Genomic DNA, 17,831 nt, shown 5'->3' on the forward strand with positions numbered 1-17,831 from the left:
ATAAACTTGCACAGTTTCACATTTGCAGCCCGTAAGTTTTTGGGTTAAGTAGCAAGAAGCATGTCTGGTCGGCGTGCGCCGGGGCCTACTTTTTCGCTTAACCCCCGGTTTTTCGGCCGTCCCGCACGAGCCCCGCACGAGTCCGGCACGAGTCCCGCACGAGTCCGGCACTACACCATCCACCAGCTCGCCTGCAGCCGCACGCATCAGCCTCGCTAATCACACCCTCATTTCGCCAACCAAGCACAGGCAGCTACAACGATTGCTTCTGCGCCCCGGTCAAGAGTGGGTTGGAGGTCCGGGGCGAAAGCTGGGTTGTGGTTGCCAACGGCGCTGCTCTCATCCGCGAAGCCGCCGAGCCCCCAGTATGTATATGGCACTCCAAGCGCATCGGGGATGATTGAGAAATCTTCAGAGGCGGGCACTGCGTCCAAGTCGGAGACTTCTTCACCGAAGTACGCGTCGAATGCCTCACGCACAGTATTCGTGGCATCCCCGTCATTATTCGTGAGGGGATAGCGGTCGTAGTAAGTGAACTCCGGGTCTTGAGGGCTGCGGGCAGCAACGCATTCTGCTCGTACAATGCGCTCGATTGCCTCTTTGAGGTGTTCGGTCACTGCGCTGTTGTAGGCACGAGTGTTGATGAGCAGCTCTGCGGAGTCAGGGATGATGTTGGACTTAGTTCCCGCCTGAATCGCGCCAACGGTCACCACTGCGGTCTCGGTGGCTGCTACCTCACGCGAGACAATCGTCTGAAGACGCATCACAATGGTGGATGCCAAGACAACGGGATCGACACTGAGCTCCGGCATGGATCCATGGGAGCCATTACCGTACACAGTGACTTTGACCGAGAATGCAGAGGAGAGAACTGGCCCGCGGCGAGTGCCCACATAGCCGCCGGGCAAGCTAGCTAGTACGTGTTGACCGAGATAAACATGGGGACGCGGAATAGCCTTCTCCAGATCTGCCGCCAGCATTGCGCGTGCACCTTCGGCGGTTTCTTCAGCGGGTTGGAAGATACCGATGAATGTGCCAGACCACTGATCAAGGTTTTCGTTGAAAGCCTGCAGCGCTGTGAGCAAAGACATCAGGTGGAAGTCGTGCCCACAAGCGTGGGCGACGGGGACCTCTGTGCCGGTCTTTTCATCAATCTGCGTTGCTGTGGAGGCGTAGTCTTTGCCGGAAGTCTCCTTCACCGGTAGCGCATCAATGTCTGCGCGCATAGCTACAATCGGCCCGGCACCGTTCTCAATAATGGCAACGATGCCGGTGTCTCCGATGCGATGTGTGGAAATACCTGAAGCTTCGAGCTCCTGAATAATCCGGTCTGCAGTGCTGTGCTCCTGCATGGAAAGCTCAGGGTGCTGGTGGAAATATTTGTACAGTTCCTAGCGCTGGGATTGGGTGGACGCGAGACCATTCAAAATGTTTCTGGCGCTCTCAGTATTAGTGGGCATACCTAAAATGTACGCCGACCTAAAGCGGATGGTGGAGGCCCTGGAAGGCATCCCCGCCCCGCCCCAAATCTCTAAGAGCTGCCTACGTCGTCACAAAGAACTTCTGGTTTCGCTCGCCGCGGTAGGACTGGGCGGTTGCCGTTGCGGCGATGATAGAGGCAACGATCAGCAGGCCAGCTGTAATCAAACCGAGCGCCGACGAGTCTCCGGAGCGTACCTGGGAAATCGTTCCGACCAGCGTCATTGATGCATTAATGACAAAAACTGCCGCCGCCACGGACAGCACCGTGCGCGCTGCAGTCGATCCTTCAAGGAGTTTGCCAGCAAGCCACCAGCACGCAATCGCCGTTGCCGTCTGCGCGAGAATCGCAAACGCGAAGCTCACGGCCAAGCTGGTCTGAGCAGCAGAAACCTCGATGTTGTTGGCCTTTGCCGCTTCCGTAACAGTCGCGTCCCATTTCAATAGGGAACTGACCACGGTGAGGATTAGCGCTGGGACGTAAACATATACCGCCAGCCGCCACCACCGAAAGGACTGCGCCGCATGGAAAGGAACGTCTTTAGCCGAATTGACTGTCATAACTCCATACTCTAAACCACGCTGTCGCGGCGCGAAACGTCACTGCTAGGTTGAACTTATCGCTTGCCGACGAGCAGATAACCGGCAACCATCACACAAGCTAACTTTTATACAGCGCTGGTGCGGTGCGGGTCGGTGAAGTCGACACCTTGGGTTTCCCACACGCGACGCAGTTCGTCAACGCCCTTAGCGCGAGCAAGGGCAAATTCGTTGGTCGTGGCTGGGACCGGCTGGAAGATTGTGACTTCGGTTTCCTCTATCGCGACCGGCGGGATTTCTGCCTTGAGCAGCACAAAACCGGTGAAGCGCGACTGATCCCACAGTGGCTGGCCGAAGTCGATTAGTGCCCCCTCGGTGAGGATGAGGCCTTCGATGCTTGGGGAAGCGGCAAGAATACCCAGCGGGCGGATGACTTCGTCCAGTCCACCACGAATAGGCAAGATGAGTTCGGCACGCGGGCCAGAGTTGGTGTCCACCACCATTGCGGACGGATCTTGCATCGCCTCGGCACTGCAACCCAGTGTTGCATAGGTGACAATCCGGTCTGTGTCAGGTCCGAAGCGCAGCATCTTCAGTGGCGCAGAGCCAAGGAAGGTCAGCTGGGCTTCGCCGGGGTTGGACTCTTCAAAGTAGGAGGTAAATGCTGCTCGGACGGCTTTGATGATCGCATTGCTATCAGGGCCGGCGGGAGGAATGGGGCCGGTTAAGTTATCGAACACGGGCGGTACTCCTTGTTGAGGTGGTCATTTTAAGCTGCGGGCGAAAGCTCAACAGCATCAGCCCACGTCGCATCGAGGTTCAAAGTCTGCATCCACGCATCAATGTTGTCACCGTGTGCAGCGATTGCGGCGCGTGCAGTCAGCGTGGTCTCGATAGCGAATTCGGTGAGTTCATCGCTAATCAGCCCTTGAGTGTGGGCCGCGACGAGCTCGTCGACATCTTCAACTCGAATCTGCGTGGCCGCATCGACAGGTAGGGGAGCTATGGCCTCAGGATCGGTCGGTGCCTGCAGGATGTCGAGGTACAAATCGGTCATACGCCAGCACTGCGGATCAGTTCGGTCGATGCTGACAATATCGACGTAGCGTTGGTGTTCCACCTTCACGCCCGGACGGAAGTGATAAATGCTGATGCGCAACCCTTCGTCGGCAAGCAGGAATGACTCAAGATATCCAAACTTTGAATGATCCATCCCACGGCGCATATAGAGGCGGCTGGGTGTGAGAGGTCGGAACTCGTCGACATTGCGCCGAAAGCCCTTGGGGTCGGTGTTGACCATTTCACGTAGGTCAAAGGTCTCGACTTTCGGAGGATGTGTGTCCTGACTCGAGCGAATTGGGGAGAGCGCAGGAGCTGCCGCGGTCGAAGCCGAAGTAGCCGGTGAAGTGGACATGCGAATACCTTAACGTGTGGGGGCTGCTTTTTTGGGCATAGAAAAGCCCTTTCTGCATACGCGATGCAAAAAGGGCTAGGGGAGAACTAGAAAAACTTAGTTCAGGCCGACCGGGAAGACACCGGCGGTCGGGGTGTAGTTGCAGTTGGTCGCGCCAGACTCTTCCTGAGTGGTGATACCGCCCTGCATGACAGCGATGACCACGCCCTTGCCCGTGTCAGCGGTGCCGTTGACAGCGCCCGGGCCCTCCTCGGCGTTGATGCCGTTGTTCTCCAGGGTGGTCTTGCCGTACTTGCCGTTAGCAACGTTGACCCAGTAGACATTCATCTCAGTGTCCTGCTGCTTAGCCAGCTGCTTGGTGCCCAGGCCAGTGAAAATGAAGCCAAGCTGGTTTTCTGGAACACCTGGCAGAGGCAGGTCTGCCGGGCCCGGAACGGTAGTGGCCAGGCCGAAGGAACGACCTTCGCCGCCGATGCACTTGTCGGCAACAGTAGGCAGCAGGAACTGGTTGGTCTTCGGGGCACCTTCCGGAACCTTGAAGCCCGGCTCGCCCTCGCCCTCACCAGTCAGGAAGTCAATTCCCTTGTTCAGTGCGCTGGAAATTTCCTCAGGAACGCCTGGGGAGTTAATGATGTCGCGCGCGTTGCCGTAGAGATTCGGCGAAGCGATGTTCAGGGAGTCCAGCGACGGGGAAGCAGAAGCGGCGGGAGTCATGCCCGCAGTGAGAATTGCAGCTGCACCCAAGGTCGCTGCGGCACGGCGCAGGAAGGAGCGTCCAGTCGAAACCACGGTGAAGAACCTCTCATTCGTGGGCTATTGGAGTCGGAATCAAAATTTCGGAATCGTTGCTCATCTTAGAACGACTCCAACGTGAAATGGAAAGATTTGAAAAAGAAATGTTCAGAATCTTCTCAGGAGATTAACGCACGGATTCCCGCGTGTCGCAAGTTAATTAGAGTGATTTTTGATGTAGAACGAGATGATTGTGAAAATTGAGGCGAAATGCGTATGTATGGGGTTAATGGTGTTTCGCAGTGTGTAAGCGGGTGAAGTCAAGTCTCATCCCGTGGGGTTACAACTATGGCATTTGGTCACATCTATCACATGGTGGGCTGAGAGATTGCCGTCGTGAAGCGTTGTGGCGCTGGCGGATATGCCGTTATGGCTGTCGGTAAAGCGGGGGTGCAGTAAGGGGGTAATTTATCCCTAAGGGTGGCGCGGCAGTGCCACTTTGCATGACGGATAGGTGCTCGGGGTTGCGAGAATCTCTGCCAGATGTGCAGGGGCATTAAGAAGGAGTACACTGTAGAACGCTTTATTACGCGTTGATGCGGGGCGTTAAAGGCAGTCGTAAAGACAGTCCTTTAGGGCAAGGCCGTATCTTTTTTCTTTTAGTCCTCTTAGCTTGTTAGGAGCTATCCGCCTGTGAGCGATACCGAGTTCCGTAATGTCGCCATTGTCGCACACGTCGACCATGGCAAGACCACTCTCGTGAACGCCATGCTGGAGCAGTCCGGCGTTTTCAGCGACCACGAAGAAGTTGCAGACCGAGTGATGGACTCTGGTGACCTTGAAAAGGAAAAGGGCATCACCATCTTGGCGAAGAACACCGCTATTCGCCGAAAAGGTGAGGGCAAGAACGGCGAAGATCTCATCATCAACGTCATTGACACCCCTGGTCACGCCGATTTTGGTGGCGAGGTGGAGCGCGCACTGTCCATGGTTGACGGTGTCGTGCTGCTGATTGACTCCTCTGAAGGTCCGCTGCCACAGACCCGCTTCGTCCTGGGCAAGGCGCTTGCTGCCTGCATGCCGGTGATCATTGTCGTCAACAAGACTGACCGCCCAGATGCACGTATCGACGAGGTTGTCGAGGAAGCACAGGATCTGCTGCTCGAGCTAGCCTCCACCCTGGAAGGCCCGGAAGCTGCTGAGGTCGCTGAGCGTAACCTTGAGCTGCCGGTACTCTATGCCTCTGGTCGTGCCGGTAAGGCTTCGACCGAGAACCCGGGTAACGGCAACCTGCCGGAGTCCGAGAACCTGCAGCCGCTGTTCGACGTCATCACCGAGGTGCTCCCGGAGCCGTCCGCTGAGATTGATGCCCCGCTGCAGGCGCAGGTTACCAACCTGGACTCCAGCTCCTTCCTCGGTCGAATTGGTCTGATTCGTATTCACAAGGGCCGTATCCGCAAGGGACAGCAGATCTCGTGGATTCACTACGACTCCGAGGGCAATGAGCATGTCAAGAACGCGAAGGTCGCGGAGCTGCTGCGTACCGTCGGCGTGACCCGCGTTCCTGCTGAAGAGGCCATTGCAGGTGACATCGCCGCTATCTCCGGTATCGACGAGGTCATGATCGGTGACTCTCTCTGTGATGTCGAGCACCCGGACCCGTTGCCGCGCATCCTGGTCGATGAGCCGGCTATTTCCATGACGATCGGCGTGAACACCTCGCCACTGGCAGGCCAGGGTGGCGGCGATAAGCTGACCGCTCGTATGGTCAAGGCCCGCCTGGACCAGGAGCTGATTGGTAACGTCTCGCTGCGCGTGCTGCCGACCGAGCGCCCGGATGCCTGGGAGGTGCAGGGTCGTGGTGAAATGGCGCTGTCCGTTCTGGTTGAAACTATGCGTCGTGAGGGCTTTGAGCTGACCGTCGGTAAGCCGCAGGTTGTTACTAAGACCGTCGACGGCAAGGTTCAGGAGCCGTACGAGCACCTGACCATCGATGTTCCAGAAGAGCACCTGGGTGCTGTCACTCAGCTGATGGCGGCTCGTAAGGGGCGCATGGAGCAGATGGGTAACCAGGGCACCGGTTGGGTGCGCATGGAGTTCCTCATTCCGTCCCGCGGTCTGATTGGCTTCCGCACTACTTTCATGACGGAGACCAAGGGCACCGGTATCGCCAATCACTACTCGGCCGGCTACGGCGAGTGGGCAGGTGAGATTAAGGACCGTCCGACGGGATCTCTGGTGGCTGACCGTACCGGCCAGATCACCGCTTACGCGCTGATTCAGCTTTCTGACCGCGGTACCTTCTTCGTCGAGCCGGGTGACCAGGCTTACGAGGGCATGGTCGTTGGTCAGAATCCGCGTGATGAGGACATGGACATCAACATCACCAAGGAAAAGAAGCTGACCAATATGCGCGCAGCCTCGGCTGATGCGACCGTGACTCTGGAGAAGGCGCACAAGCTTTCCCTCGATGAGGCTATGGAGTTCTGTGGCGCTGACGAGTGTGTTGAGGTCACCCCGGAGGGCATTCGCGTACGCAAGCAGATCCTCAGCGCCACCGATCGCGCTCGCGCTCGTTCCCGCGCGAAGGCCATGAATAAGAAGTAATTCGGGTTGCTAGGGGACTGAGCCACCTGAAAACCAGTCTCGGGGTAACTGACTCGGCCAGGTGTCGAGTAATCTCGTGAATATGTTTATTCGCAGCCGTCGTCACGCAGCCTCTCGTCGATTTTTCGTAGCATCGACACTCTGCGTGACGGCGGCTTTGGCGTCTTCGTGCATGGCTCGCCCGTCGGACGCTCCGACTGTGCCCGGGCAGCAGGAAGCGCCGGTGCAACAGGAAGACACCGCTGACCAAGCCAAAAAGATGCGTGAAGTCACGGTCGGTGTCGACGAGTTTGTCGAAGGTTTCAATCCGCATTTGCTTGCCGACGTCTCCCCGGTGACCAGCCTGGTAGCGCGACTGACACTGCCTAGTGTTTTTACCCCTGCGCCGGTTGAGGGCGAGGCTGGTGACGCCAGTGCCTCCGCGCAAGCTCCCGGAGTGGTGGATAACGCTGCCAATGCTCGCTCGGCAGGAGCTCCCCAATGGCTGCTCAACTCCGACTTGCTGGATTCCGTGCAGGTCATCGAGAGTGATGACAGCAAAGACGGTGACGCCAGAAACGGAGCTGGAAACGGAAAAGCGGCCGATGTTGACATCACGGATCCGACGGTAGCGGCAGAGCATGTCCGCTACCGCATTCGAAAAGGGGCGCAGTGGAGCGATGGCACGCCAATCAGTGGCGAGGACTTCCGCTACCTATTTTCCCAAGTCACGTCCACGCCAGGATCGCTGGATACGGCGACTTATGAGCTGATTAAATCCATTGATGTCTCCGATGGTGGCCGTCAGATTGACGTGACGTTCACTCAGCCGATTACGCATTGGCAGCGCCTGTTTGCACATCTCTTGCCAGCGCATTTGATGCGGTCGAACACTGATGGTTTTTCCGAAGGGCTGGCCAGCCGTTTCCCGGCCTCCGGTGGGCAGTACACCGTCGAGTCGATGGATGTCGGCCGCAACATCATTCGACTGGTTCGAAATGACCGCTACTGGGGTGAGCAGCCAGCAGCCTCGGAGGTTATTACGCTGCGTGCCATGCGTAGTGCCATCGATGGTGCGGAGCAACTGCGGTCGAGGCAGATCCAGGCCGTGCAGGTCCGTCCGACGGAGACCTCTGAGCTGACGTACGGTCTGGTCCCCGGTGTTGCTGAGTTCTTCCATGAGCCCAACCGGGAACTGGTTTTCAGTACCAACCTCGCGTCGAGCAGGCTTGCCGACGAGTCCGTCCGCCGGGCCATTCTGCGCACCATCAACGTTGCACAGGTCTCAGAGGTGGCCACCGGACGCCGAATTGCAGGTGGTTCTGGTGACGGTGGTGACCAGGAGCAATCCGAGGCACCACAGGCCGGTTTTACTGAGGACAATCCGCTACGAATTGGCATCATTAGCGACGGTATAGCGGCACGCGCCGCGGCTTTTGCGGTCGCTGACCAGTTGACTGCAACTGGTATCCCCGCCACCGTTGTTTCGTATTCTCCGGCGGACATGCTGCGGTCTTCGTTGCCCTACGGAACTGTCGATGCCGTGGTGGCATGGGCAGAGCAGCCCAATTCCGTCCAGGCGGCCCGGGAACGCTATGCGTGTACGGAAGGCTCGGTGAGTTCGCTACCGCCGAAGGACCTGGACGAAGCAGGCGCAGAGTCGGCTGCCGAGTCTGAGTCAGAGGCCGAGTCTGAGTCTGAGGGCGTTGACAGTTCGACGAAGCCTGCGCCAAGCGGAGATCGGGAAAAGAGTGCTGAAGAACAGAGCTCGCTGGACGGGACAACATCGTCTGAGCAGTCCACATCTTCTACCTCAGCGGAACCGGCTGATCTCAGCGAAGTACCTGTCGCTCCGAAATCGGCTGCTCGGAGCGAGAATCTTTCCGGCCTTTGTGACCCGCAGGTTGATGAGCTGCTCGCTCCCGACAGTTCTGCGTTGCCCGCTGAACTTGCCGATATCATTGCTGGTCACAGTATCGAGCTGACCTTGGTGAAAGACGGCTTGCTGACGGTCGTCAGCCCGGAAATTACAATTACCGGACGGAAGGACTCTTCGCAGTGGACTGATGACCCAGTGTTGGGCCGCCTCGGTGTTCTGGGCGAGGTTCGCCGAGTCGCGACGCAAAGCGGGACTCGAGAATCGTCGGAGAATTCTCAACCGGGAGATAGTCCGCGCGAAGATACTGAGCAGGACGGTTCGGGTCAGAACCAAGAAGTCCGCGATAACGCCGACCAGGAGAACAAGGGGAAGTAAGAAAGCCCGTGAAGTTACTTTTTGTTCACGCACATCCAGATGACGAGTCCATTTGGACAGGTGGTTTGATTGCGGCTGCCGCGCGCTCCGGAGCGTCGGTAAGCGTAGTGACCTGCACGATGGGCGAGCTGGGAGAGGTCATCGGCGCGCCGTACCAAGGGCTAGTTGCTGATGAAGCTGACCAGTTGGGCGGTTTCCGCGTCGCCGAGTTGCGCTCGGCGCTGCGTGCGCTGGGGGCCAATGGCCCAGACAATGCGCCACGTTTCCTCGGTGGTGCCGGGCGTTGGCGTGATTCCGGTATGGCAGGGGACAAGGGCAATGAGCATCCCCGTGCGTTCATGAACTCAGGTGATGAGGCGGTCGCCCAGCTTCGCACCATCCTCGATGAGCTGCAGCCAGATGTGGTCATTACTTACGATGCCGATGGTGGCTATGGGCACCCGGACCACATTCGCGCGCACGATATCACTGTCGCGGCGTGCGGAAATCGCTTTCCGACGCTGTGGGCGGTCACCGATCGTGAGGCAATGGTGGCGGGGCTGGATGCCATTACCGTGGTGCCGGAGACCTGGCAGGCGTGCGATGTCGACGACTTCGCTACCGTGACCGGCCATTTCGAGGTTCAGCTGGATGACGGCGCTGTGGCTGCCAAGGTTGAGGCCATGCGCGCGCATGCGACACAAGTGTGGTTCGCCGATGGTTCCGTCAGCGAGGTCAATCCTGATGCTGTCTATGGGCAGACCGACGGCTCTGGTCGTGCGCGAGCCGTCTGGGCGTTTTCCAATTTGCTGTGTCAGCCGGTGACACCGATTGAGGCATACCGTTTTGGTACGGCGACCGCTGCGTCCCTGGAAGAGCTGGGGGAGCTGGTGAATATCCAATTACTGCCAGAGCCGGTAGCGAGCGTCGATTCTGTACCGAGTGTGGATTTGGAAGCGGAGGGGAGTGCGGACGATGAGTAACCCTCAGCCTCACGAAAGCGAAGACTTGATTAACGCTGCTGGCGGAAAGTTGAAGAACGAGCGCTTGAGTATTGAAAAGCGCACATTCGGGGATGAGCGCTATTGGGGGAATCCGGAACGTTCGCAGCCGCGCGAGAATTTCCATCAGGGCGAGGTCACGGTAGCGCTGGTCTGGCTGTCGCTGGCTGCGTTGGCAGCGTTGGTGATTGAAGTAGTTTTCCTCGGAGCGTGGATTACCATCGGCTCGGTTGCTATTCCGTTGCCGTGGACCATTCCGCTGGCCTATATTGCCAATCTGATCATTGCCAACACAGCGTTGCTGTGGACTCGTGATCGCTCCAAAGCTGCAATTCCGACTGTCATCTGGGTGCTGGGTTTTGCAGGCATTCTGCTGTGGGCAGTGCTGCCCTTCGGTGGTGATTTGGCAATGGGGCAGTGGTTGCGAACAGTGCTGCTGCTTGTTTGCGGTGTGCTGGGCGGTGCCTGGCCACTGCGCCATCTGCGGGCACTCTAGCGAAAACTGCAGCGGATACTGCAGGAGACGGTGAGGAATTGCTGCAGGGCAGGCCCGCATCAATGTGGCCCTTTCTGGAGCCAGTTGAAAACAACACCTACGTTAGGTGTAGACTCCAATCTGAATATACCGCTCTGTCTATTTTGCTCTGTTTCTCGTCGGAACGGCATAATCGACAGATAGCGAAAGCCTCATCCCATATCTTGTGAGAAAGGTTCTTAAACCTAAAACCATGACTTACATCATTGCCCAGCCATGTGTTGACGTCCTCGACCGTGCCTGTGTTGAAGAGTGCCCGGTTGACTGTATTTACGAGGGCAAGCGCATGCTCTACATTCATCCTGATGAGTGCGTGGACTGTGGCGCTTGTGAACCGGTCTGCCCAGTCGAGGCCATCTTCTACGAGGACGATGTTCCGGATGAGTGGGTTGAATTCATCGATGCCAATGTCGACTGGTTCGATGAGCTGGGTTCCCCGGGCGGTGCCGCCAAGCTCGGCCCCCAGGACTTCGATGTGCCATTCGTGGCAGCTCTGCCGCCGCAGGCAGAAGACTAAAACCACAGAGGACTAAACCTATTTCTTTTCCCGGGAAGGATTTCATCACCGCCCATGTCAGCTGCCCGTAAGCGCGTAACTCCCGGTTCTCTTTTGCCTCAGTTTCCGTGGGATTCTCTCACGCAGGCGAAAGCCACTGCGGCTGCGCATGAAGAGGGCATGGTCAATCTCTCGGTCGGCACACCAGTCGATGAAGTCGCTCCGATAATCCGGAAGGGCCTTACCGAAGGTGCTGCCGCACCGGGTTACCCTCAGACCGTCGGCACGCCTGAGCTACGCGCTGCGATTGTTGCAGCGATGGCGCGGCGCTACGGCGTGACGGGACTGGAGTCAGCGGTCAACGGCGGCAATGTGCTTCCGGTCATCGGCACCAAGGAAGCGATTGGCTGGCTTCCCTTCCTCCTCGGCGTAGGCGCGGGGCATACCGTCGTCATCCCCGAGCTGGCATATCCCACCTACGAGGTCGGCGTTCGCATCGCAGGCGCTGAGCTGCTGCGTGCGGACTCGCTGACGCAAATCGGTCCCGCCTCGCCGACGCTGATGTTCATCAATTCCCCGGGCAACCCCAACGGCAAGGTCCTCGGTATTGAACACCTGCGCAAGGTGGTTGAGTGGGCTCGTGCTCGGGACGTCATCGTCGCTTCTGACGAGTGCTACCTGGGGCTCGGCTGGACTGAACAGCCAGTCAGTATTCTCGACCCGCGAGTGTGCGACGGTGATTTCATCAACCTGCTGGCTATCCACTCGCTGTCCAAGACGTCGAACATGGCGTCGTACCGCACCGGCTGGTTCGCCGGCGATGCGGACCTCATTGCCGAGCTGGTTTCCGTGCGCCGTCACATGGGGCTGATGATGCCGGGACCCATCCAGCACGCCACGATCGCCGCGCTTAACGACGACTCCCACGAGGCTGAACAAAAGCAGCGCTACAGTGACCGCCGTGAGATTCTGCATGATGCACTGGTAGCCGCAGGTTTTCGTATCGATGACTCCGAGGGCGGGCTCTATCTGTGGGCTACTCGCGGGGAAGACTGCTGGCAGACGGTTGATTGGCTGGCCGAACGCGGCATCCTGGTTGCGCCGGGCAGCTTCTACGGCCCCAAGGGTGTGCAGCACGTACGGGTGGGGCTCACAGCGACGCTCAACGACATCGAAGTGGCCGCGGCGCGTATTCGCGGCTAGCCGGGCCAGATGTGCTGGCCCGAGTAGGCCGAATGCTGCAAACGGTGCCGACATCGGCATAGACCAAATCATAAAAAGGGAGTGTGCCGTGGGACGTGCCGCAGGCAATCGAGATGCTTGGTGGGGCCTTGAGAAGAACCGTCAGGCAGCACAAGTCGATGCCGCCGCTCACGAGTGTGAGGAGTACATCCCCTTTGAGCCGGCAATTGTGGCCGACACCGATGAGTTTCTGGTCGTAGACAAGCCGCCTTTTCTGCCGGCGACCCCCAATGGCCGCATTGTGGCCAACACCGTGCAGGAGCGCCTGCGACGTAGTCTCGGGGAACCGGAGATAGTGGCCGTTCACCGCCTGGATCTTCTGACCAGTGGGCTGCTGTTGCTTTCCCGGAATCCGGCTACCCGTGCGCGCTACCAGCAGCTTTTCCAAAACCAGGAAATCACCAAAGAATACGAATGCCTCACCGTGATGCCCGATGATTGGCATGTGGGGGAAACCAGGGATGTCACGCTTCTGCTCGATCCCAACCCTGCGGGGCGCGGAGTAAAAGTCGTGGAGACCGACGATTTCGCTCGCGCTGCCACGAAGAATCCAAAGTTCAAGCTCGCACGCACAACCGTGACCTTCCTCGGCCGAGTAGCCGCGGACATCGGCGATGTGCTGGCGAACAGCCATGGCGGTGGTGCGACCAGCACCAGCATTCCGCTGCACGCAGTCGGCTGTGGTTGTGGGCATTGCGGCAGCCGCATGCAGGTGGGGCACTGGCGGCTACAGCCCCATACGGGCCGCACGCATCAGCTGCGGGCGACGATGGACTGGCTAGGCTATCCCATCCTCGGTGAGGATACCTATGGCCGGGAAGCGGGGGCGCAGGGGCCGTCGGCAAGCGCGGGCAGCGCGCCAAAGTACACGCCGCAGCTGCGATTGACGGCAACCGCGCTGGCCTTTGTCGACCCCGTCACTGGTGAGCGACGTGTCTACCGGAGCGCGCGGAATATCGCGGCCCCGGCAGACGTGCCGACCACCCCTTAGTTAGCGTGCAGCTCCGCGCTGAGCTTCACCTTTTCGGCAGCCCACGGCACAACCTCGACTGCACCAGAGAGCGAGTTGCGGCGGAAGAGCATATTCGATCCGCCCGAGAGCTCGCGGGCCTTGAGCGTCTTCTTCACACCGTCTAGGGCAACGTGGCACTTGGTGCCGGCAGTGATGTAGAGCCCGGCTTCGAGTACACAGTCATCGCCGAGCGAGATTCCGAGTCCAGCGTTCGCACCGAGTAGGCATCGCTTGCCGACGGACACAACTTCCTTACCTCCACCGGATAGTGTGCCCATGATGGACGCACCGCCGCCGATATCGGAGCCGTCGTCGACGACGACCCCCTGAGAGATACGGCCTTCCACCATGGAGTGTCCAAGCGTTCCTGCGTTGAAGTTGACGAAGCCCTCGTGCATGACTGTGGTGCCCTCTGCGAGATGGGCTCCAAGGCGCACGCGGTCAGCGTCACCGATGCGGACTCCGGTGGGAGTGACGTAGTCGACCATGCGGGGGAATTTATCGATGGAGTAGACGGTGACAGGCCCGCGGCGCGACAGCTTGGCTCGGGTTACCTCGAAGCCTTCGACAGCACAGGGGCCAAAATTCGTCCACACCACATTGTTGAGCTTGCCGAAGATGCCGTCCAGGTTGATGCTGTTGGGGGTGGCCAGGCGGTGGGACAGCAGATGGAGGCGCAGGTAGGCATCGATGGTGTCGACTGGTGCGTCATCGAGTGAAGCGATGGTAGCTGTGACCAGACGGCGGGTGGTGCCGCGGTCCGCATCGGCTACGGCCAGATCTGCGAGGTAGGTGAAATCTTCGGGCAGTGCGTCGGCGTCGATGGTTCCGGTCGTGGTGGAGGTTGCCGCGCCCTCTTCGATGAGCTTGGGGGCGGGGAACCAGACGTCGAGAACAGTATCGTTGTTAAAAGTGGCAATGCCGGTAGCTTGTGCTCCAAATTTCATGGAAAACAGGCTACCGGCATATCCCTATCTATGAAAAGTGTTCCGCAAATGTGTAGCAAGGAAGTGTTCGGATAGGGGTAGCAGGGTGGGTTAGACCCTGCGATTAGGTGTCATGGGCTAGTTGCTTTCGCTGGACTCGAGAGCCTCGCGGGCCGCGGTGCGGCTCTTCTTAGTCAGTGCGGCGAGCACCGCGAGGAACGCAGTGACACACACAACGGCGATAACCTGCTGGCGAGCACCAGGATCGGTGAGCATGCCAACAGCGAGGCCCAGGATCAGGATGACCGCTACCCAGGACAGTGCCGGGTAGGCCCACATGCGAACGGAAAGCTCGTTGTTGGCCTCCATCTGCGGGCGCAACTTAATCTCAGACAGGGCGATGACCAGCCAGATCACCAGCAAGCAGCCGCCGACAGCGTTCAGCAGGAAGACCAGGACACTCGAGCCGTCGAAGACAACCTGCAGGCCGACGGAGACGAAGGCGAAGACCATCGACATGATGACCGCACGGTTCGGAACTGCGCCTTCATTGGTGTGGGCGAAGAAGCGCGGTGCCTCACCGCGGGTGGACATCGAGTAGACCAGGCGAGAGGTTGCGTAAATCTGAGCGTTGAACGCGGACAGCAGCGCCAGAACGATAATGGCCTCCATGAAGCCAACGGCACCCGGAATGTTCGCCTGCTTCAGAACCTGGGTGAACGGCGACTCAGCTGCGGAGTCAGCGCCGTCAATCTGGGAGTACGGCAACAGCAGGATGATGACGGTCACGCAGCCCAGGTAGAACACAGAGATGCGGAAGATTACCGAGCGGACAGCAGCAGCGATGGAGCGCTGCGGATCTTCAGCCTCAGCAGCGGCAATTGTGACAATCTCGATACCGCCGAAGGCGAAGGCCACGGCCAACAGACCAGCGGCAATGCCGGACACGCCATTCGGGAGGAATCCGGACTCGGCAATATGCGTCGTACCGACGAAGCTGGTGCCTGGCAGCAGACCGAAGAAAAGAAGAACGCCAATGACCAGGAACGCGATAATCACCGCGACCTTGATGAACGCGAACCAGAACTCGAACTCGCCGAAACCGCGCACATTCGCCAAATTCACTACAGCGAAGAAGACAACACAGATCAGGCCTGGAATCCAGCCCGGAATACCGAACCACGCACCCATGATGGCACCGGCGCCGGTGATCTCAGCACCGAGCACCATGATGAGCATGAACCAGTAGAGCCAGCCGAGGACAAAGCCAGCCGAGGAACCAAAGGCCATCTCGGCATAGGTGGAGAAGCTACCCGGTGTCGGGCGGGCAGCGGCCATCTCGCCGAGCATCTGCATGACGAGGACGACAATGAAGCCAGCGATGACATAGGAAACTAGAACACCCGGGCCAGCTGCCTTAATGCCGACGCCCGTACCAAGGAAAAGACCGGCACCGATTGCGGAGCCAAGACCCATCATGGTCAGGTGTCGAACCTGCAGCCCCTTGCCCAGCTGAGCTGTCTCGCCGGAGGTGGAGGTAATTTGCGATTCGGTCATGTCGCAAACATTACCTCGCTGATAACAGGGGCAATAACCGTATTACGGGTTTACCCCCATTCACCGTTTCGGGGCCAATTAATGTGCCTTCACGAGCACCTAAAGTAGGTTATCCGGCCAGCTCATCCGGCACGTCGGCAAGCTGAGCGAAAGCAGCGGCACCTTCGTCATTGCCCGGGCGTTCCGTGCGGCGGACGCACACCGCCGAGTGGTCCGGGTGATGGTAGAAGTGCATGTTGTCGCGGCCGGAGATTTCCCATGCCTGAATGCGGCGGTTCTCCGCAGGGACGTCGATGGGCGTATCGGGGGCAATGAGGATGCTTCGGTCAATAATGCAGTCATTACCGAGGCTGACGCCGACGGTGCCGGCCGCGATATCGATGTGGCAGCGCTCGCCAACCGTGAGCGGCTTACGCTGACCAGAATCGTCATGAGCGGCAATGATGGAGGCCGACAGTCCCACCTTCGTGTGCGCGCCAATGACGACACCGGAGGATAGACGTCCCTCAATCTTGCATGGACCCAGAGTGCCCGAGTTCAGCGAGACAAATCCCTCGCGCAGTACGGACGTGCCCGGTGCCAGATAAGCGCCCAACCGCACGCGCTCGGCCTCTGCAATGCGGACACCGGCGGGCAGCACATAGTCGACCATGCGCGGCATGCGGTCGATGGCGTAGACGTGAATCAGGCCACGGACGCGCAAGTGGGTACGCAGTTGCTCGAAGTTGTCCGGCAGACATGGCCCCTTGTTGGTCCACGCCACAACATGGAGCAACTCGTAGAGGCCCTTGGTGTTTAGCTGGTGCGGCTTGACCAGGCGGTGGGAGAGCAAATGCAGGCGCAGGTAGGCATCGTGCGGGTCGACAGCAGGCTTGGATAAATCCTCAATGGACGTGCGCACTGCCACCTGCTCCACGCGGCGATCCTCGTCCAAAATCACCTGACGAAGCAACTGTGGGGTCAAATCAGCGGCGCCGAGCCGGTGAGTGCTCGATTCTACGACCTCATCGCTTAACTGAGGTGCGGGAAACCAAGTATCGAGAACTGTACCGTCCATTGCGATGTTGGCGATTCCCGTAGCGACAGCACCAGATGTAATCATGATTCTTAATATTAGTATCCCTTAGAGGAATCTTCGCGGAAGGACGAACTATGCCCCTAGCTGGCCTTGAAAGCACACAGAAAATGAAGCAGTGGTTCTTAGTTAGCCTCATCATTGCTGTTAGTGTGCTCGGACTCGGCTTCGTCCTGGCCCTGCCGGTGGTCTTCTATGTCGGATTCGCACTGCTGAGTGCTTGGATTCTCGCCGTAGCCAGCTTCTTTGGTTTCGTTTTGCCGCCGCGAGCAATGCCAATTGGCGCAGTCGGTGTGGCTATTGCCGCAGTGGTTGCGTTCATCGCGCCGAACCGTCTTGTGCTGGTTATCGCAGTTGCCATCGCGGTGGGGCTCGGCGGTGGCATGATTGCCCGCCTTTTGCTGGAGCGCAAGAACCGCGATCAGCAGGCACGCATCGATGCCCTGCCGATGTGGGAGCGCGACGAGCTGGGCGATGTCGCCGAAACGCTTCGTCCTGCTTATCGACGAGACATCGATCCCACTCCAGTGCAGCTGCCACATGCAACGGCCAAGATTGTTGCGGCCGTCTGTAAGCCGCTGGCCGGTTCTACGGTGATTGTCAGTACGAATGAGCTGCGTCCGGTGATTGCGGTCTATGGCTCCCGCGTGGCTGTGGTCTATGGTCCCGGCGCGGGCGTTGTCGAGGAGGAAGGCGGAAACGGAGAGGCGACCGATTCTGCGGGGGAGGAGCGGGCGCCGGGGTCGTCGGCAAGCGAAACTCCGGAGGCAATCATTGCCCAAACTCTTCCGGAAGGAGCGAAAACCCTGGTCTTTGAGGTGGCTGATGGGCTCAAGCGCCCGGCGGAGGGGAGAATTGGTGTGACCTCCGCCGAACCACATGAGCTGGCGCTGTTCCTCGGCGGTGGCGCGCCCGCCAATGGGGATGCGATCAATGGTCGTGCGGCGCATATTCATCACAAAATTCTGGTTTCGCTGGCGCACAATGGTTTGTACGCTTAATT

The 17,831-nt window shown here is 58.9% G+C and carries 16 protein-coding genes; 8 read left to right on the forward strand and 8 right to left on the reverse strand.

The window, feature by feature from the left end; translation table 11 throughout:
* Positions 1 to 227: 227 nt before the first annotated feature.
* From HMPREF2857_RS00955 to HMPREF2857_RS00975, 5 genes are all read right to left on the reverse strand, one after another.
* Positions 228 to 1,388, reverse strand: coding sequence for an amidohydrolase (locus HMPREF2857_RS00955; protein ID WP_371441558.1), 1,161 nt, complete (start codon positions 1,386 to 1,388; stop codon positions 228 to 230).
* A 154-nt stretch (positions 1,389 to 1,542) separates the two neighbouring features.
* Positions 1,543 to 2,040 carry a hypothetical protein gene (locus HMPREF2857_RS00960; RefSeq protein ID WP_070642229.1) on the reverse strand — a complete coding sequence of 166 codons (498 nt, stop codon included), beginning with the start codon at positions 2,038 to 2,040 and terminating at the stop codon, positions 1,543 to 1,545.
* Positions 2,041 to 2,147: 107 nt separating this feature from the next.
* Positions 2,148 to 2,759: a suppressor of fused domain protein gene (locus HMPREF2857_RS00965; RefSeq protein WP_070605535.1), complete on the reverse strand. Its 612-nt coding sequence runs from the start codon at positions 2,757 to 2,759 to the stop codon at positions 2,148 to 2,150.
* Positions 2,760 to 2,788: 29 nt separating this feature from the next.
* Positions 2,789 to 3,433 carry a DUF402 domain-containing protein gene (locus HMPREF2857_RS00970; RefSeq protein ID WP_070603254.1) on the reverse strand — a complete coding sequence of 215 codons (645 nt, stop codon included), beginning with the start codon at positions 3,431 to 3,433 and terminating at the stop codon, positions 2,789 to 2,791.
* Between the two features lie 96 nt (positions 3,434 to 3,529).
* Positions 3,530 to 4,222 carry an Rv1157c family protein gene (locus HMPREF2857_RS00975; protein ID WP_070603252.1) on the reverse strand — a complete coding sequence of 231 codons (693 nt, stop codon included), beginning with the start codon at positions 4,220 to 4,222 and terminating at the stop codon, positions 3,530 to 3,532.
* A gap of 636 nt (positions 4,223 to 4,858) precedes the next feature.
* Here HMPREF2857_RS00975 and typA point away from each other — a divergent pair.
* The 7 genes from typA to HMPREF2857_RS01010 all read left to right on the forward strand — a co-directional run bounded on the left by typA (position 4,859) and on the right by HMPREF2857_RS01010 (position 13,249).
* Positions 4,859 to 6,772, forward strand: coding sequence for a translational GTPase TypA (gene typA / locus HMPREF2857_RS00980; RefSeq protein WP_070642231.1), 1,914 nt, complete (start codon positions 4,859 to 4,861; stop codon positions 6,770 to 6,772).
* Positions 6,773 to 6,854: 82 nt separating this feature from the next.
* Positions 6,855 to 9,005, forward strand: a complete 2,151-nt coding sequence (locus HMPREF2857_RS00985) for an ABC transporter family substrate-binding protein (RefSeq protein WP_070642234.1) — start codon at positions 6,855 to 6,857, stop codon at positions 9,003 to 9,005.
* Positions 9,006 to 9,013: 8 nt separating this feature from the next.
* Positions 9,014 to 9,967 carry an N-acetyl-1-D-myo-inositol-2-amino-2-deoxy-alpha-D-glucopyranoside deacetylase gene (gene mshB, locus HMPREF2857_RS00990; RefSeq protein WP_070642237.1) on the forward strand — a complete coding sequence of 318 codons (954 nt, stop codon included), beginning with the start codon at positions 9,014 to 9,016 and terminating at the stop codon, positions 9,965 to 9,967.
* A complete protein-coding gene (locus tag HMPREF2857_RS00995; RefSeq protein ID WP_070642239.1) occupies positions 9,960 to 10,481 on the forward strand; it encodes a hypothetical protein in 522 nt (173 codons plus the stop codon). Before mshB ends, HMPREF2857_RS00995 begins: the two co-directional genes overlap by 8 nt.
* 232 nt (positions 10,482 to 10,713) lie before the next feature.
* On the forward strand, positions 10,714 to 11,037 hold the full coding sequence (gene fdxA, locus HMPREF2857_RS01000; protein WP_005509435.1) for a ferredoxin: 324 nt from the start codon (positions 10,714 to 10,716) through the stop codon (positions 11,035 to 11,037).
* A 54-nt stretch (positions 11,038 to 11,091) separates the two neighbouring features.
* Complete coding sequence (gene dapC, locus HMPREF2857_RS01005; RefSeq protein WP_070642242.1) at positions 11,092 to 12,219, forward strand: succinyldiaminopimelate transaminase; 1,128 nt, start codon at positions 11,092 to 11,094, stop codon at positions 12,217 to 12,219.
* Positions 12,220 to 12,307: 88 nt separating this feature from the next.
* Positions 12,308 to 13,249: a pseudouridine synthase gene (locus tag HMPREF2857_RS01010; protein ID WP_070642245.1), complete on the forward strand. Its 942-nt coding sequence runs from the start codon at positions 12,308 to 12,310 to the stop codon at positions 13,247 to 13,249.
* Here HMPREF2857_RS01010 and dapD read toward each other — a convergent pair.
* The 3 genes from dapD to HMPREF2857_RS01025 form a co-directional block, all read right to left on the reverse strand.
* Entirely contained in the window at positions 13,246 to 14,217 is a 972-nt protein-coding gene (gene dapD / locus HMPREF2857_RS01015) for a 2,3,4,5-tetrahydropyridine-2,6-dicarboxylate N-succinyltransferase (protein WP_070642247.1), read from the reverse strand. The genes HMPREF2857_RS01010 and dapD overlap by 4 nt on opposite strands.
* Before the next feature lie 117 nt (positions 14,218 to 14,334).
* On the reverse strand, positions 14,335 to 15,738 hold the full coding sequence (locus HMPREF2857_RS01020; protein ID WP_275043520.1) for an amino acid permease: 1,404 nt from the start codon (positions 15,736 to 15,738) through the stop codon (positions 14,335 to 14,337).
* A gap of 124 nt (positions 15,739 to 15,862) precedes the next feature.
* Entirely contained in the window at positions 15,863 to 16,855 is a 993-nt protein-coding gene (locus tag HMPREF2857_RS01025; protein ID WP_049193666.1) for a 2,3,4,5-tetrahydropyridine-2,6-dicarboxylate N-succinyltransferase, read from the reverse strand.
* Positions 16,856 to 16,938: 83 nt separating this feature from the next.
* Here HMPREF2857_RS01025 and HMPREF2857_RS01030 point away from each other — a divergent pair, with 83 nt between their 5' ends.
* Positions 16,939 to 17,829: a hypothetical protein gene (locus HMPREF2857_RS01030; RefSeq protein WP_246819568.1), complete on the forward strand. Its 891-nt coding sequence runs from the start codon at positions 16,939 to 16,941 to the stop codon at positions 17,827 to 17,829.
* The last annotated feature ends 2 nt before the right edge of the window (positions 17,830 to 17,831 follow it).

It is taken from the genome of Corynebacterium sp. HMSC076C10, from assembly GCF_001812455.1.
Taxonomy (GTDB): Bacteria; Actinomycetota; Actinomycetes; order Mycobacteriales; family Mycobacteriaceae; genus Corynebacterium; species Corynebacterium jeikeium_D.